General features: G+C 73.4%; 17 protein-coding genes. 11 read left to right on the top strand and 6 right to left on the bottom strand.

Translation table 11 applies throughout. The features are described 5' to 3' along the window. Complete coding sequence (locus FJQ56_RS16390; RefSeq protein ID WP_140010676.1) at positions 1 to 795, bottom strand: SDR family NAD(P)-dependent oxidoreductase; 795 nt, start codon at positions 793 to 795, stop codon at positions 1 to 3. Between the two features lie 80 nt (positions 796 to 875). Between FJQ56_RS16390 and FJQ56_RS16385 the strand changes: the two genes are divergently transcribed. After that, positions 876 to 1,643 (top strand): MBL fold metallo-hydrolase, encoded by a 768-nt coding sequence (locus FJQ56_RS16385; protein ID WP_140010675.1) that lies wholly within the window; start codon positions 876 to 878, stop codon positions 1,641 to 1,643. 3 nt (positions 1,644 to 1,646) lie between these two features. Here FJQ56_RS16385 and serB read toward each other — a convergent pair whose 3' ends face one another. Then, the gene (serB, locus tag FJQ56_RS16380) at positions 1,647 to 2,879 is read right to left on the bottom strand and encodes a phosphoserine phosphatase SerB (RefSeq protein WP_211351121.1); all 1,233 of its coding nucleotides are present in this window, start codon (positions 2,877 to 2,879) and stop codon (positions 1,647 to 1,649) included. Between the two features lie 58 nt (positions 2,880 to 2,937). Between serB and FJQ56_RS16375 the strand changes: the two genes are divergently transcribed. Next, positions 2,938 to 3,306 carry a VOC family protein gene (locus tag FJQ56_RS16375; protein ID WP_140010673.1) on the top strand — a complete coding sequence of 123 codons (369 nt, stop codon included), beginning with the start codon at positions 2,938 to 2,940 and terminating at the stop codon, positions 3,304 to 3,306. Between the two features lie 423 nt (positions 3,307 to 3,729). On the opposite strand, the gene FJQ56_RS22235 is transcribed toward FJQ56_RS16375, so the two are convergent. Next, a complete protein-coding gene (locus FJQ56_RS22235; protein WP_170215436.1) occupies positions 3,730 to 4,551 on the bottom strand; it encodes a hypothetical protein in 822 nt (273 codons plus the stop codon). 57 nt (positions 4,552 to 4,608) lie between these two features. Here FJQ56_RS22235 and FJQ56_RS16360 point away from each other — a divergent pair, with 57 nt between their 5' ends. Genes FJQ56_RS16360 through FJQ56_RS16345 form a run of 4 tightly spaced genes read left to right on the top strand, consistent with a single transcriptional unit; the run spans position 4,609 to position 7,823 of the window. Beyond that, a complete protein-coding gene (locus FJQ56_RS16360) occupies positions 4,609 to 5,406 on the top strand; it encodes an ABC transporter ATP-binding protein (protein WP_140010670.1) in 798 nt (265 codons plus the stop codon). Positions 5,407 to 5,430: 24 nt separating this feature from the next. Further along, positions 5,431 to 5,892 carry an NfeD family protein gene (locus FJQ56_RS16355; RefSeq protein WP_140010669.1) on the top strand — a complete coding sequence of 154 codons (462 nt, stop codon included), beginning with the start codon at positions 5,431 to 5,433 and terminating at the stop codon, positions 5,890 to 5,892. 3 nt (positions 5,893 to 5,895) lie between these two features. Further along, positions 5,896 to 7,062 carry an SPFH domain-containing protein gene (locus FJQ56_RS16350; protein ID WP_140010668.1) on the top strand — a complete coding sequence of 389 codons (1,167 nt, stop codon included), beginning with the start codon at positions 5,896 to 5,898 and terminating at the stop codon, positions 7,060 to 7,062. A 20-nt stretch (positions 7,063 to 7,082) separates the two neighbouring features. Further along, positions 7,083 to 7,823: a sulfite exporter TauE/SafE family protein gene (locus FJQ56_RS16345; protein WP_425464899.1), complete on the top strand. Its 741-nt coding sequence runs from the start codon at positions 7,083 to 7,085 to the stop codon at positions 7,821 to 7,823. 43 nt (positions 7,824 to 7,866) lie between these two features. Here the strand turns inward: FJQ56_RS16345 and FJQ56_RS16340 are convergent, their stop codons facing one another. After that, complete coding sequence (locus tag FJQ56_RS16340; protein ID WP_140010666.1) at positions 7,867 to 8,235, bottom strand: hypothetical protein; 369 nt, start codon at positions 8,233 to 8,235, stop codon at positions 7,867 to 7,869. A gap of 113 nt (positions 8,236 to 8,348) precedes the next feature. On the opposite strand from FJQ56_RS16340, the gene FJQ56_RS16335 reads away from it, so the two are divergent. Further along, the gene (locus FJQ56_RS16335; RefSeq protein WP_170215439.1) at positions 8,349 to 8,711 is read left to right on the top strand and encodes a DUF4190 domain-containing protein; all 363 of its coding nucleotides are present in this window, start codon (positions 8,349 to 8,351) and stop codon (positions 8,709 to 8,711) included. Positions 8,712 to 8,740: 29 nt separating this feature from the next. Further along, on the top strand, positions 8,741 to 9,403 hold the full coding sequence (locus FJQ56_RS16330; protein ID WP_140010664.1) for a nitroreductase family protein: 663 nt from the start codon (positions 8,741 to 8,743) through the stop codon (positions 9,401 to 9,403). A 27-nt stretch (positions 9,404 to 9,430) separates the two neighbouring features. Here FJQ56_RS16330 and FJQ56_RS16325 read toward each other — a convergent pair whose 3' ends face one another. Beyond that, positions 9,431 to 10,396, bottom strand: coding sequence for an alpha/beta hydrolase (locus tag FJQ56_RS16325; protein WP_140010663.1), 966 nt, complete (start codon positions 10,394 to 10,396; stop codon positions 9,431 to 9,433). Between the two features lie 56 nt (positions 10,397 to 10,452). Between FJQ56_RS16325 and FJQ56_RS16320 the strand changes: the two genes are divergently transcribed. Next, positions 10,453 to 11,538 (top strand): PP2C family protein-serine/threonine phosphatase, encoded by a 1,086-nt coding sequence (locus FJQ56_RS16320; protein ID WP_140010662.1) that lies wholly within the window; start codon positions 10,453 to 10,455, stop codon positions 11,536 to 11,538. Between the two features lie 6 nt (positions 11,539 to 11,544). Here the strand turns inward: FJQ56_RS16320 and FJQ56_RS16315 are convergent, their stop codons facing one another. Next, positions 11,545 to 12,069: a YbhB/YbcL family Raf kinase inhibitor-like protein gene (locus tag FJQ56_RS16315; protein ID WP_140010661.1), complete on the bottom strand. Its 525-nt coding sequence runs from the start codon at positions 12,067 to 12,069 to the stop codon at positions 11,545 to 11,547. Positions 12,070 to 12,133: 64 nt separating this feature from the next. Here FJQ56_RS16315 and cobA point away from each other — a divergent pair, with 64 nt between their 5' ends. Beyond that, positions 12,134 to 13,378 (top strand): uroporphyrinogen-III C-methyltransferase, encoded by a 1,245-nt coding sequence (gene cobA / locus FJQ56_RS16310; RefSeq protein ID WP_140010660.1) that lies wholly within the window; start codon positions 12,134 to 12,136, stop codon positions 13,376 to 13,378. Further along, on the top strand, positions 13,371 to 14,186 hold the full coding sequence (locus tag FJQ56_RS16305; RefSeq protein ID WP_140010659.1) for a TrmH family RNA methyltransferase: 816 nt from the start codon (positions 13,371 to 13,373) through the stop codon (positions 14,184 to 14,186). The genes cobA and FJQ56_RS16305 overlap by 8 nt, the downstream gene beginning before the upstream one ends. Positions 14,187 to 14,201: the final 15 nt, after the last annotated feature.

The following is a 14,201-nucleotide window of genomic DNA, read 5'->3' as shown; positions in this document are numbered from 1 at the left end:
TCAGGGCAGGATCGCGTCGACGTACCCGCCGTCGACCCGCAGGGCGCCACCCGTCGTCGCCGACGCGAGGTCGGAGGCGAGGTAGGTGCACAGGTGGGCGATCTCGTCGGGCTCGATCAGCCGCTGGATCAGCGACTGCGGCCGGTGCCGGCGCATGAACTCGCGCTGCGCCTCGTCCCACGGCAGCTCGTCGCCGACCAGCTCGGCCACGAAGTCCTCGACCCCGCCCGTGTGCGTCGGTCCGGCGATGACCGCGTTGACCGTGACGCCGGTGCCGGCGGCCGCCTTGGCGTAGCCGCGGGACACCGCGAGCAGGGCGGTCTTGGTCATGCCGTAGTGCACCATCTCCTCGGGGATGACGACCGCGGAGTCGCTGCAGATGAACTGCACCCGGCCCCAGCCCTGCTCGGTCATCCGCGGCAGGTAGGCCCGGGTCAGTCGCACCGCCGAGAGCACGTTGACCTCGAAGTAGCGGCGCCACTCGTCGTCGTCGACCTCGAGGACCGGCTTGGCCCCGAAGATGCCGAGGTTGTTGACGAGCACGTCGACGTCGGGGACCGCCGACACCAGGACGGCCGCGCCCTCGGCGGTCGCCACGTCGGCCGCCACCGGTACGACGTCGGCACCCGGAACGGCGCCGCGTACCGCCTCGGCTGCTCGGGCGCAGGTCTCCTCGCTGCGCCCGTTGACCACGACCCGGGCCCCGGCGCCGGCCAGCCCGGTGGCGATGGCCAGCCCGATGCCCTGGGTCGAACCGGTGACCGCGGCGGTCCTGCCCTGCAGTGAGATCTCCATGAGACCCAGCATGCCGGGCGGCGGACGGCGAGAACTACGCTCGCCCGCGTGGATGTGCCTGGATCTCGCGGCGGAGCGCGATGAGCGCGGTCACCTGGTGGGGCCACTCGTCGATGACCCTCGAGCTCGGCGGCGCCAAGGTCGCGACGGACCCGCTGATGACGGCTCGGCTCTACCACCTGCGGCGCTCGGTCCCCGAGCCCCCGGAGGCGGCGTCGCTGGCCGACCTCGTGCTGGTCTCGCACCTGCACCACGACCACCTGCACCTGCCCTCGTTGGCCCGGTTCGGCACCGACGTCCCGGTCGTCGTCCCGCGAGGTGCCGCCGGCGCGGTCAAGGGGCTGACCCGCCACGAGCTCGTGGAGGTCGCGCCCGGTGACTCGGTCCACGTGGCCGGCGTACGGGTCGACGTGCTGCCCGCGACCCACGACGGACGGCGCGACAAGCTCAGCCGCCGCCACCACGACGTCCCCGCCGTCGGGTTCCGCTTCACCGACGGCACGACCAGCGTCTGGTACCCCGGCGACACCGGCGTGCGCAGCGACTTCGCGTCCGTCGACCCGGTCGACCTCGCCGCTGTCCCGATCGGCGGGTGGGGGCCGAGCCTGGGCGACGAGCACCTCGACCCCGAGGAGGCGGTGGCCGCCGTGGCCGACGTCGGCGCCCGCTGGGCCCTGGCCGTCCACTACGGGACCTACTGGCCGCTCGCCCTGCGCCGGCTCCGGCCGGCCAACCACCGCCGGCTCTTCGTCAGCCCACCCCAGCGCTTCCACCGTGCCGCCCGGGAGTCGGGCCTCGACGCCGTCGCGCTCACCCCGGCGTTCGGCGAACGGGTCGTGCTCGAGTGAGTCTCAGACCGGAGGGGCAGGCGTGACGATGCCGGCCTCGGCGTCGGCGGCCTCGATCTCCTCGCGGGAGATGCCCAGCAGGTAGAGGATCGAGTCGAGGTAGGGGACGTTGACCGTGGTGTCGGCGGCCTCCTGCACGATCTTGCGGGCGTTGTAGGCGACGCCCAGACCGGCGGCGTTGAGCATGTCGAGGTCGTTGGCCCCGTCGCCGATGGCGATGGTCGCCGCGATCGGTACGCCGACCGCGTCGGCGAACTCGCGCAGTGCCCGGGCCTTGCCGGCCCGGTCGACGACCTCGCCGACGATCTCGCCGGTGAGGCGACCGTCGACGATCTCGAGCTCGTTGGCGCGCGCGAAGTGGATGCCGAGGTCGGCGGCGAGGCGGTCGGTGATCTGGCTGAACCCGCCGCTGACGATCGCGAACCGGTAGCCGAGCCGCCGCAGCGTGCGGACCATGGTGCGGGCGCCCGGGGTCACCACGATCGCGTCGTAGACGGTGTCGAGGGCCGAGGCGTCGAGCCCGGCGAGGAGCCGGACCCGCTCGCGCAGCGACGCCTCGAAGTCGAGCTCGCCGCGCATCGCCGCCTCGGTGACCCGCGCGACCTCGGCCTCGTGACCGGCGTGCGCCGCCAGCATCTCGATGACCTCGCCCTGGATGAGGGTGCTGTCGACGTCCATCACGATCAGCCGGACCCCGCGGCGCAGCAGTGTCGCCGGCTGCACCGCGATGTCGATGCCCTGGCTCGCGGCCTCGACGGCCAGCAGCGAGCGCAGGTGGTCGGGGTCGGCCCCCGACACGTGCAGGTCGATCGCGGTGACCGGGTAGCGCGCCATCCGCTCGATGCGGTCGATGTTGCCGCCGGTATCGGCGATGCGGCCGGCCACGGCGGCCATGTGCCCGGCCTTGAGGGGGCTGCCGATGACCGTCACGTGGGACCGGCCGGCCTGCCGCGAGCGGTTGTCCCCGGTGCCACGCTCGATCTCGACCTGCATGTCGAGCCCGGCCGCGGTCTGCTGCACCGCGTCGACCACCCGCCGCCAGTCGCGGGGGGCGGTGACCAGCACACCGAGGATCAGGCGGCGGCGCAGGATGATCTGCTCGATGTCGATGACCTCGACCCCGACGGCGGTGAGCGCGGCGAACACCGACGACGTCACGCCCGGACGGTCCCGGCCGGTCAGGGTGACCAGGAGCGTGTCGGGACGCTCGCTCGTCGCGCCGGGCCGGGTGCTCATCGAGCGAGAGATTAGCGGCTCGGCCCGCACTGTCGGGGGGAGCGTCCATGCTGGTCGCATGAGCGACGAGCAGACCCACGTCCACCACGCGATCGACTACGTCGAGATCGCCGTGACCGACCTCGAGCGGGCCAAGGCGTTCTACGCCGCAGCGTTCGGCTGGGCCTTCAACGACTACGGCCCCGCCTACGCCGGCATCCGGTGGTCGGACGGCGACGGGGAGGTCGGCGGCCTGGCCGTCGGCACCCCGTCCGGAGCCGGCGGCGTGCTGGTGCTGCTGTACTCCGACGACCTCGAGGCGACCGTCGCCGTCGTGGAGGCCGCCGGTGGCACGGTCGTCGAACCGCCCTACCCGTTCCCGGGCGGGCGGCGGTTCTACTTCCACGACCCCGACGGCAACCGGCTGGGGGTGTGGACCTCGGCGTGACCACCCGTTCCGCGGGACCCATCGAGTGCCTGGATCGTGAAGTGACCCGGGGTGCGTCGGCTTTGAAGGGTGCCTGGATCGTGAAGTGACCCGGGGTGCGTCGGCTTTGAAGGGTGCCTGGATCGTGAAGTGACCCGGGGTGCGTCGGCTTCGAGGGGTGCCTGGATCGTGAAGTGACCCGGGGTGCGTCGGCTTTGAGCGGTGCCTGGATCGTGAAGTGACGCAGGGTGGGTCACTTTGCGGTTCTGGGGGGGTCCGGAAGGTGACTTGGGGTGGGTCACTTTGCGGTTCCGGGGGGTCCGGAAGGTGACTTGGGGTGGGTCACTTTGCGGTTCCGGGGGGTCCGGAAAGTGATTCGGGGTGGGTCACTCCGCCGTCTAGGCCCGGCTCGGACTCAGCCACAGATGCGGGTGCCGCGATAGCTCAGACCGGCGGCCAGACCTCAGGCGAGCACGCCGCGACCAGCGCGTGCCGGCCAGCCCGGGCCAGGGGAGCCAGGGCGCTGCGACGCGCCTCGATCTCCGAGACGCTGAGCGCACCCCCGTCGTCCTCGAGCGCGAGCTCGGCGATGCTGAGCGCCTGCAGCCCGCGCGCGGCCAGGTCGACGCACCGGTCGGGGACCCCCGGTGGGGCGGTGACGGGGGGACGGTGCCGCAGGTTCATCATCTGGTCGGCCACCTCGGGGCGCCAGCGCGCCACCTCGAGCGCCGCGAGCCGGTCGGCCGCCTCCAGCAGCACCCGACGCAGGTCGCGATCGGCCTCTCCGACGTCGGGCAGCTGGCGGCGTCGGGCCGGGAGCAGTGTCCATTCGACGGTCGGGCCGACGCGGGACGGCACCAGCGCGGCCCCGGCGGCCCCGGCGGCCCCGGCGGCCCCGGCGGCCGCGGCGGCCTCGGCAGTCCCGGCCCCGGCGGTCCCGGCAACCCCGGCAACCCCGACCGCCCCGACCGCAATGACGGCCTCGCCGACCTCGAGCGCCGCGGCGTTGAGCTCGCGTGGGCCGCCCAGCCCGACCGGGTCGCCCTCCACCGGGAACGCCGCGCCGAACGCGGTCGCGCCGGCGTCGCGCAGTGACGCCAGGGTCGCGACCAGTCCGGGCTCCGGCCCGACGACCACGTGGGTGACGTCGCCGTCGAGGACGGCGTCGAGCAGGTCGTCCGGGCCGATGTGGCCACGCACCCAGGCGGTAGCCCACCAGGCCAGTCGGCCCGAGACCGGAAGCGGGCTGGTCGTGTCGGTCGGCACGGTCCCGACCGTAGCGCGGCTCCTCCCCGGGTCGGCCCACACCATAGGGTTGGGGGCATGCCCACTCCCGTCCTCGAGCTGGCCGACGTCACCGTGCGCCGAGGCGCCACCGTGCTGCTCGACCAGGTCACCTGGGTGGTCCGCGAGGGCGAGCGCTGGGTGGTGCTGGGGCCCAACGGCGCCGGCAAGACGACGCTGCTCCAGATCGCCTCGGCCCAGCTGTTCCCGTCCTCCGGCCTGGTGGGGGTGCTCGGTGAGCTCATGGGCACCGTCGACGTGTTCGAGCTGCGGCCCCGCATCGGGCTGACGAGCGCCGCGCTGGCCGACAAGATCCCGCGCCAGGAGCTGGTCCGCGACGTCGTCGTGTCGGCGGCGTACGGCGTGACCGGCCGCTGGCGCGAGCAGTACGACGACCTCGACCACGAGCGGGCCGACGACCTGCTGCGTGAGGTCGGGGTCGCCCACCTCGCCGCGCGCACCTTCGGCACCCTGAGCGAGGGCGAGCGCAAGCGGGTGCAGGTGGCCCGTGCGCTGATGACCGACCCGGAGCTGCTGCTGCTCGACGAGCCGGCCGCGGGTCTCGACCTCGGTGGTCGCGAGGACCTCGTCTCCACCCTCTCCACCCTGGCGCACGACCCCGACGCCCCGGCGACCGTGCTGGTCTCCCACCACGTCGAGGAGATCCCACCCGGTTTCACGCACGCGCTGCTGCTCAAGCAGGGGCGGGTCGTGGCCGAGGGCCCGGTCGACGAGGTGCTGACCGAGCAGCAGCTCTCCGCGACGTTCGGGATGCCGCTGACGCTGACCCACGCCGACGGCCGCTGGGCTGCGCGACGCGACGTGCGCCACCGCTGAGGGGTCCCGACTAGGGTTGGGCTCGTGGACTGGCTCAGCGACAACCTCTGGAGCGTGTGGCTGACCGCCGCCGCGATCCTCGGGGTCGCCGAGCTGATGAGCCTCGACCTGGTGCTCGTCATGCTGGCCGTGGGGGCGATCGCCGGTGCGGTCGTCGCCCTCGTCGGGGCTCCGCTGGTGCTCCAGCTCGTCGTGGCCGGCGGCGCGGCCGCTGCGATGCTGCTGCTCGTCCGACCGCCCGTCCTCAAGCGCCTGCACACTGGCCCCGAGCTACGGCTGGGGCACGGCAAGCTGGTGGGCCGCGAGGCCGTCGTGACCGAGCGGATCACCGCCCACGAGACGGGCCGCATCCGCGTCGGCGGCGAGATCTGGTCGGCGACGCCGTACGACGACCTCACGACCATCGAGGCGGGCGAGACCGTCGAGGTGCTGCAGATCCGCGGGGCGACCGCTCGGGTCCACCCCATCCCCAGCCTGGAGGGCTGAACCATGGCATTCCTGATAGTCGTCGGCGTCCTGCTGCTGTTCCTGGTGGTGCTGCTGGCCAAGACGATCCGGATCGTGCCGCAGGCGCGCGCCGGTGTCGTCGAGCGGTTCGGCAAGTACAAGGAGACCCTGCCCGCCGGGCTCAACACGGTGGTGCCGTTCGTCGACAAGGTGCGCTACCTCATCGACCTGCGCGAGCAGGTCGTCAGCTTCCCGCCGCAGCCGGTGATCACCGAGGACAACCTCGTGGTCGCCATCGACACCGTCATCTACTTCCAGGTCACCGACCCGGTGGCGGCGACCTACGAGATCGCCAACTACATCCAGGCCGTCGAGCAGCTGACGATGACCACGCTGCGCAACATCGTCGGCGGGATGACCCTCGAGGAGACGCTCACCAGCCGCGACTCGATCAACTCCGGCCTGCGCGGGGTGCTCGACGAGGCCACCGGCAAGTGGGGCATCCGGGTCAACCGCGTCGAGATCAAGGGCATCGACCCGCCGCCGTCGATCAAGGACTCGATGGAGAAGCAGATGCGCGCCGACCGCGACAAGCGCGCCCAGATCCTGACCGCCGAGGGTGGGCGCCAGTCCGCGATCCTGTCCGCCGAGGGCCAGAAGCAGTCGGCGATCCTCACCGCCCAGGGCGAGCGGGAGTCCCAGATCCTGCGTGCCCAGGCCGACCGGGAGGCGCAGATCCTGCGCGCCCAGGGTGAGGGCCAGGCGATCCAGACGGTGTTCCAGGCCATCCACGACGGTCGCCCCGACCAGTCGCTGCTGGCCTACCAGTACCTCCAGATGATGCCCAAGATCGCCGAGGGCACGGCCAACAAGATGTGGATCGTGCCCAGCGAGATCGGCAAGGCCCTCGAGGGCCTGGGCTCGACGATGACCCAGCTCCAGGGCATCCCGAAGGAGGTCGACGGGCCGGCGACCCGGGTCGACATGGGGCCCAAGGACCCCGTCGTGCCCACCGCCGACGCCGTCGATCCCGAGGTCAGCCAGGCCAACGACGCCGTCCAGCAGGCCATCGCCGCGGCCCAGAGCGCCGCCCACCCGGCGGTGTCCGACCCGTCCATCGACCCGAGCAACGTCCCGTCGATGCCCTCCGAGCCGCCCGTGCCGCCCGTGCCCCCTGTCGACCCCGCGGCAGGTCCTGCCCAGGAGTGAGTCCGCTCGAGTCCGTCCTGGTGGCCCTCGCCGGAGTGGCCGCCGGCACCATCAACACCGTCGTCGGGTCCGGCACCCTGATCACCTTCCCGACGCTGCTGGCGTTCGGGGTGCCCCCGGTGACCGCCAACGTGTCCAACAACATCGGCCTGGTGCCCGGGTCGGTCACCGGCGCCATCGGCTACCGCGACGAGCTGACCGGGCAGCGCAGCCGGGTCGTGCGTCTGCTCAGCGCCTCGGTGATCGGCGGTGCGATCGGGGCGGTCCTGCTGCTCGTGCTGCCCGACGGGGCCTTCGAGGCCGTCGTACCGGTCCTGATCATGCTCGGGGTGGTGCTGGTCATCGGCCAGCCGCGGCTGTCGGCGTGGGTACGCCGCCGCGCCGAGGCCCGGGGCGACGAGCCGAGCGACGGCGCGTGGTGGGTGTGGCCGGCCGTGCTGCTCACCGGCGTGTACGGCGGCTACTTCGGCGCCGCTCAGGGCGTGCTGCTGATGGGGGTCCTCGGCATCGGCATCGCCCAGTCGCTGCAGCGCAGCAACGCCGTCAAGAACATCCTCGCCGCCGCCGTCAACGGGGTCGCCGGGCTCATCTTCGTCTTCGTCGCCGACGTCGACTGGCGGGTGGTGGCCCTCATCGGGGCCGGCTCGGTCGTAGGAGGACTCCTCGGGGCCCGCATCGGCAAGCGGCTCCCGCCCCTGGCCCTGCGGGCGACGATCGTCGTGGTCGGCCTGACGGCGTTCGTGGCGATCCTGGCGGGCTAGGTCTACTGCCAGGTCTACTGCCAGGCCCGCCTCGACGCCGCGGTCAGACCGTCTCGACGACCCGCGTGGTCCTGACCCTCAGCCCGAGCAGGCCGGAGACCACGGCGCCCGCGGCGACCGCCGTCAGCGCGTAACCGACGGCCCGCGGCAGCCGCTCGGCCTCCACGGCGGCGTACGCCGTGGCCGCGTCGGCCCCGTCGACCGCCGCCCCGAGCAGCACCAGGGTGCGGCGGGCGGAGCCCGAGGTGAGCAGGGTGGCGGCGCCGAGGGCGATCTCGCGGGAGCCGAACCACTGCGTCAGGAGCGGGTGGCTCGTCGGCGCACCGAGGGTCGACCCGACGAGGTCCGGCTTGACGAGGGCGGCGACGCCGACGCCGATGCGGCCCAGGGAGAGGCTGGTCACAGAGTTCATGCCTCCGGACCCTAGTGGTGCCCGACCAGCCCGGGGGCTCGTGCCCACGGCCCGGCCGCGGACCGGACAATCGAGGCACGGGCGCGCGGCCCGTCGTACTCGAGAGGACCCCTGTGAGCGAGCCCGGCCCGAACCCGTACCACCAGTCGCACCAGCCCTACCAGCCGTCCCAGGCCCCCCAGCCGTCGCCGTACGGCGCGCCGCCGTCGCCCTACGGCTACGCCCCGCCGCGCGGCACCAACGGGCTTGCGATCGCCTCGCTGGTCTCCTCGCTGGTCTGGGTCTGCGGTGTCGGGAGCATCGCTGCGGTGATCTGCGGCCACGTCGCGCGCAGCCAGGTCAAGCGCACGGGGGAGCAGGGGGCCGGCCTGGCGCTCGCCGGCCTGATCATCGGCTACCTCGGCATCGCGGTCGTGGTCCTCTACGTCGTGGTGGTGCTCGTCACCGTGGCGACCGACCCCGACGCCTTCGAGTGAGTGACCGGCCACGTGAGAGCGTGGTCGCCATGGAGCTCTACGACGTCATGCGGACCACCCCGGCGGTCCGGGAATTCACCGACGACCCGCTGCCGGACGAGACCCTGACCCGGATCCTCGACAACGCGCGCTTCGCCCCCAGCGGGGGCAACCGGCAGGGGGCCCACATCGTCGTGGTGCGTGAGCAGGAGACCCGCGAGCGGCTGGTGGCGCTCTACCCCAGTGCCGTACGACGCTACGTGGCGCAGATCGGCGCGGGCGAGAGTCCCTGGAACAGTGTCCACCCCCCGGGACCGACGCCCGAGGAGATCGCGACGACCGAGGTGCCAGGTCGGTTCACCGACCCGGTGCTGCAGGCGCCCGTCGTCCTGGTCTTCTTCGTCGACCTCGCGGTCGTCGCCTCGATGGACCAGGACCTCGACCGGGTCGGCGTGATCAGCGGCGGGTCCGTCTACCCGCTGGTGTGGAACGTGCTGCTCGCCGCGCGCAACGAGGGCTTCGGCGGCACGATCACCACGATGGCCGTCGTCGAGGAGCCGGCCGTCAAGGAGCTCTTCGGCATGCCCGACACCTTCGCCCTGGCGGCGGTCGTGCCGCTCGGCCGCCCGGTCAAGGTGCTCACCAAGCTCAAGCGCCAGCCGATCGAGGAGTTCGTGACGCGCGAGCGCTACGACGGCCCGCCCTGGTCGTGAGCCGGTGCCGACGCCGGGCGCGGCCCTCTAGTCGACGTACGCCGTCACCCAGCGCCCGAGCTCGTCGTAGACGCGCTCGCGCACCTGTGGCAGCGACAGCACCACGTCGTGGCGTGCCCCGTCGATCGCGGCGTAGGTGACGTGCGGTCCGATCGAGGCCGCCCAGCGGCGGATCTGGGGCACGTCGAGCACGATGTCGTGGGAGTGCACGGCGTCGGCGTCCTGCGTGGTGAACACGGTCGCGGCGGACGACAGGACGAGGGCCGGGGCGAGCACCGAGAGACCGGCATGCACCTCCGCGTGCCCCTGGCGGATGGCGCGCAGCCACCCGAGCCGGACCGGGTAGGACTCGATGGGCTTCCAGGTCAGGTCGTAGTCCCACTCGCCGTCGTAGTCGCGGTGCAGGCTGCGCCCGTAGACGCCGGACACGTCGCGCACGAGCTCGCGACGCGGCTGCCGGCGGCCGACCCGGTCGAGCACCCGCCCGGCCGCTGCCGTGCGCAGCCACGGTGCTCCCTGGAGGTCGAGCCACGGGGAGTTGAGCACCAGCGCGCCCAGGCCGGGAGGCTGGCGGTGGTGGGCCCACAGCGAGGCGACCAGGCCGCCGGCCGAGTGCGCGGAGAGGACCACGGCTCCGGGCTCGTCGTGGCCGTCGCGCTCGGTGATCCGCCACCAGGCCAGGTCGATCTCGGCGAAGTAGTCGTGCAGGTCGGTGACGTAGGTCGGGGTCTGGTGCGGCCGGATCGAGCGGCCGTACTTGCGCAGGTCGAGGGCGTAGAAGTCGTAGCCACGGGCCAGCCACCACTCGGCGTACTCGGTGTGGAAGAAGTAGTCGGCGAAGCCGTGCACGTGCAGCACCGCCCGTCCGACCGGTCGCTCGGCGCGCCGGGACACCAGCGTCGCGACGACCGGACCCTCCTCGTCGGGCGCCAGCCCGATGGTCTCGGCCACCCAGGGCGCACCGAGGATGTCGACCCTCTGCTCGGCTCTCACACCACGGATCCTCCCAGGTGGCGGCGCAGCCCGCCGGTGGCGGCTACGGTCCGGGTGTGAACAGTCTGAACCGCGCCGTGGACGACGCGATCTCGGGCTGGCGGTCCGGCACCCGTCGGAGCCAGCAGCTGGTGCTGGCCGCGCTCTCGGCGGGCGTCGTCGTCTCGATGGTCGTCTCGCTCCACGACTACGACGTGTTCCCGCTCGCGGGGTTCTTCGTGTGGATGCTCCTGGGCCTGCTGCTGCTGCGGTTCCGCGAGCTGGTCGCCCTCTCCGTGGTGGTCGTGGCGGGCGGCACGATCAGCCGGCTCGCGCATGGCGCCGGCGCCGGCGGCCGCGTCGCCGGCGTCGTCCTGCTGCTGCTCGCCGCGGCGCTGGTCCTCTTCGCCTCCAGCCGCCAGCGCAGCGGCCTCCCCGGCCCGCTGAGCGCGGCGCTGCTCGCCGACCTGCGCGACCGTCTCAACGCCCAGGGCCGGGTGCCCGAGCTGCCCGGCTCCTGGGAGTGCGAGACCGCGATGGTCGGGGCGCACGGTGTCGGGTACGCCGGCGACTTCATGGTCGCCGACCTCGACGCGGGGACCGGCCGGCTCGACCTCGTCCTGGTCGACGTCGTCGGCAAGGGCGTCAAGGCGGCTCCCTCGGCCCTGCTGCTGGCCGGGGCCCTGGGCGGGATGGTCGGGGCGCTGCGCGGTCCTGCCCTGTTCGAGGCCGCCAACACGTTCCTGCTGCGCCAGGACGAGCGCTACACCGAGGAGACGTTCGCGACCGCGGTCCACCTCAGCGTCGACCTGACCGACGGTCGCTACACCATCCTGAGCGCCGGTCATCCGCCGGCTCTCACGTGGGAGCCGGACCGCGGGGAGTGGGTCGCCGACGGCGCCCGGGGCCTGGCGCTGGGGGTGCTGCCCTACCTCGAGCTCGAGGCCAGCACCGGGGTGCTGGCGCCCGGTCAGGCGCTGCTCTTCTACACCGACGGGGTCGTGGAGTCGCGCAGCAACGACATCGAGGACGGCATCCGCTGGCTCCAGGACACCGCCGCGACGGCCTTCGCCAAGGGGCGCTACGGCGCGGCACGACGGATCATCCGTCAGGTGCCCCGCGGCGACGACGACCGAGCGGTGCTGGTTCTCAGCCGGGGCTGAGCCCGATCAGTGCCGGTAGGTGCCGTGCACGATGGCCCGACCGGCGGTCTTGAAGGCCAGGTTGAACGACACGACGGCGGGGGTCACGTCGGCGTCGACGCCGAGGGTCGGCTCGGTGACGGCGTGCACCACGAAGAAGTAGCGGTGCACCTGGTCGCCCTGGGGCGGCGCGGCGCCGGTGAAGCCGGGTGTGCCGGTGTCGTTGCGGACGTGGAACGCCGAGCCCGGCAGGCTCGCGTCCGCGGACCCCGCGCCGGTCTCGAGCGAGGTGACGTCGGCGGGCAGGTCGACCAGGACCCAGTGCCAGAAGCCACTGGGCGTGGGGGCGTCGGGGTCGAAGCAGGTGACGGTGTAGCTCTGGGCGCCGTCGACGGGCTCCCACGACAGCTGGGGCGAGGTGTTGCCGGCGTCGGCGACCTGGTCGTCCTTGAGGGGCTGACCGTCGGTGACGTCGGCACTGGTCACGCCGAAGGCCGGCGCGGCGGGCAGCAGCGGGTAGGGGTCGGGGGACACGGGGCGATCGAGGGCCATCTGCCCAACGTAGCGGGGGACCCCCACCCGGGGACCCACCCTCGCGGGCCGGGATGATGACGCCATGGACGACCCGGTGCTCTATCCCGTCGGCTTGCGGCTCGAGGGGCGCAGGGTCGTCGTCGTGGGCGGCGGTCAGGTCGCCCAGCGCCGGGTGCCGCAGCTGATCGCCGCCGGTGCCCTGGTCACCGTCGTCTCGCCCGAGGTGCGACCCGCCCTCGAGGGTCTCGTGGCCGGCGGCGAGGTCACCTGGGAGCCCCGGGGCTTCGTCCCGGCCGACCTCGACGGCTCCTGGTACGCCGTCGCCGCGACCAGCGACATCGCCGTCAACGAGCAGGTCTCCGCGGCCGCCGAGGAGCGGCGCATCTTCTGCGTGCGCTCCGACGACGCCTCGGTGGCGACCGCCTGGACCCCGGCCGCGGGCCGGGCGGCCGGGGTCACCGTCGCCGTCCTCGGACGACGCGAGCCGCGTCGGTCGGCCGCCATCCGCGACGAGGTGCTCGAGGCGCTCCGCGAGGGCCGGCTGGGCAGCCACGAGGTCCGTGAGCACACCCCCGGTGTCACCCTGGTCGGTGGCGGGCCGGGCGACCCCGAGCTCCTCACCCTCGCCGGACGCCGGGCGCTGATGGAGGCCGACGTCGTGGTGGCCGACCGGCTGGCCCCGCGCGAGGCTCTCGGCGACCTGCCGACCGACGTCGAGCTCTACGACGTCGCCAAGCTGCCGCGCGGGCGGTCGGCGCAGCAGGAGGAGATCAACCGGATCATCGTCGAGCAGGCGCTGGCCGGGCGACGCGTCGTCCGGTTCAAGGGCGGCGACAGCTTCGTCTTCGGCCGGGGCTACGAGGAGGTCATCGCGTGCCGTGAGGCCGGGGTCCCGGTCACCGTCATCCCCGGGGTGTCCAGCCCCGTCGCCGTCCCCGCCACCGCCGGCATCCCCGTCACCCACCGCGGGGTCGCGCATGAGTTCACCGTCGTCTCGGGCCACGTCCCGCCGGGCCACCCGACGTCGCTGACCGACTGGGACGCCGTCGCCCGGCTGCGCGGCACCCTGCTGCTGATGATGGCCGTCGAGCACGGGCCGCAGATCGCCGACGCGCTGCTCGCGGGCGGTCGCCCGGCCGACACCCCCGTCGCGTTCGTCTGCGACGGCTCGATGCCCACCGAGCGGACCGTGCTGTGCACCCTCGGCGACCTCGCCGCCACCATCGAGCGCGAGCGCGTCCGCCCGCCGGCCATCATCGTCGTGGGCCACGTCGTCGCCGTGGCGCACCCGGAGCACTACCCGGCCCCCGTGGCGTCTCGTGGCTGAGGTCGTCGAGATCACCGATCCCGGTGACCTGCGGCTCGCCGACTACCGCGACCTGCGCGACGTCCAGCTGCGTCAGCACCTCGAGGCCGAGCACGGCCTGTTCCTCGCCGAGGGCGAGAAGGTCGTACGCCGTGCCGTCGAGTCGGGCCACGACGCGCGGTCCTTCCTGATGGCCCCGCGCTGGCTCGACGGCCTCGCCGACGTGCTGGCGCGCACCGACGCGCCCTGCTTCGTGCTGCCCGAGGCGCTCGTCGAGCAGGTGACCGGCTTCCACGTCCACCGGGGTGCGCTCGCGTCGCTACGGCGTCGTGCCCTGCCCCCGGTCGCCGAGGTGCTCGACGGGGCTCGGTCGGTCCTGGTGCTCGAGGACGTCGTCGACCACACCAACGTCGGCGCGATCTTCCGCTCCGGCGCCGCGATGGGCTTCGACGCCGTGCTGCTGTCGCCCCGCTGCGCCGACCCGCTCTACCGGCGCTCGATCAAGGTCGCCATGGGCGCGGTGTTCTCGGTGCCGTGGACCCGGCTGCCCGACTGGCGCACCGCGCTCCCCGACCTGTCGGCAGCCGGCTTCACGACCGTCGCCCTGACGCTCGCCGACGACGCGGTCGACGTCGAGGACGCCGTCCGCGGTCTCGACCGGGTGGCCCTGGTGCTCGGGTCGGAGGGTCACGGGCTGTCGCCCGCCTGGCAGCGCGCCGCGGACCGGCGCGCGACCATCCCGATGGCCCGCGGGGCCGAGCACGGCGTCGACTCGCTCAACGTCGCCGCGGCCAGCGCGGTCGCCTGCTACGTCACCGCCCGCCGCTGAACCCGGTCGCGGTCA

The organism is Nocardioides plantarum, from assembly GCF_006346395.1.
In the GTDB taxonomy this organism is placed as follows: domain Bacteria; phylum Actinomycetota; class Actinomycetes; order Propionibacteriales; family Nocardioidaceae; genus Nocardioides; species Nocardioides plantarum.
Note: the sequence above shows the minus strand (reverse complement) of the source record. Positions and strands in the feature narration are given on the sequence as shown.

Excerpts from the sequence above, each read along its gene's own strand:
- FJQ56_RS16315 (WP_140010661.1), bottom strand. The coding sequence starts at position 12,069 with ATGGCCCTCGATCGCCCCGTGTCCCCCGACCCCTACCCGCTGCTGCCC.
- FJQ56_RS16385 (WP_140010675.1), top strand. The coding sequence starts at position 876 with ATGAGCGCGGTCACCTGGTGGGGCCACTCGTCGATGACCCTCGAGCTC.
- FJQ56_RS16375 (WP_140010673.1), top strand. The coding sequence starts at position 2,938 with ATGAGCGACGAGCAGACCCACGTCCACCACGCGATCGACTACGTCGAG.
- FJQ56_RS16390 (WP_140010676.1), bottom strand. The coding sequence starts at position 795 with ATGGAGATCTCACTGCAGGGCAGGACCGCCGCGGTCACCGGTTCGACC.
- FJQ56_RS16340 (WP_140010666.1), bottom strand. The coding sequence starts at position 8,235 with ATGAACTCTGTGACCAGCCTCTCCCTGGGCCGCATCGGCGTCGGCGTC.
- cobA (WP_140010660.1), top strand. The coding sequence starts at position 12,134 with ATGGACGACCCGGTGCTCTATCCCGTCGGCTTGCGGCTCGAGGGGCGC.
- FJQ56_RS16360 (WP_140010670.1), top strand. The coding sequence starts at position 4,609 with ATGCCCACTCCCGTCCTCGAGCTGGCCGACGTCACCGTGCGCCGAGGC.
- FJQ56_RS16350 (WP_140010668.1), top strand. The coding sequence starts at position 5,896 with ATGGCATTCCTGATAGTCGTCGGCGTCCTGCTGCTGTTCCTGGTGGTG.
- FJQ56_RS16330 (WP_140010664.1), top strand. The coding sequence starts at position 8,741 with ATGGAGCTCTACGACGTCATGCGGACCACCCCGGCGGTCCGGGAATTC.
- serB (WP_211351121.1), bottom strand. The coding sequence starts at position 2,879 with ATGAGCACCCGGCCCGGCGCGACGAGCGAGCGTCCCGACACGCTCCTG.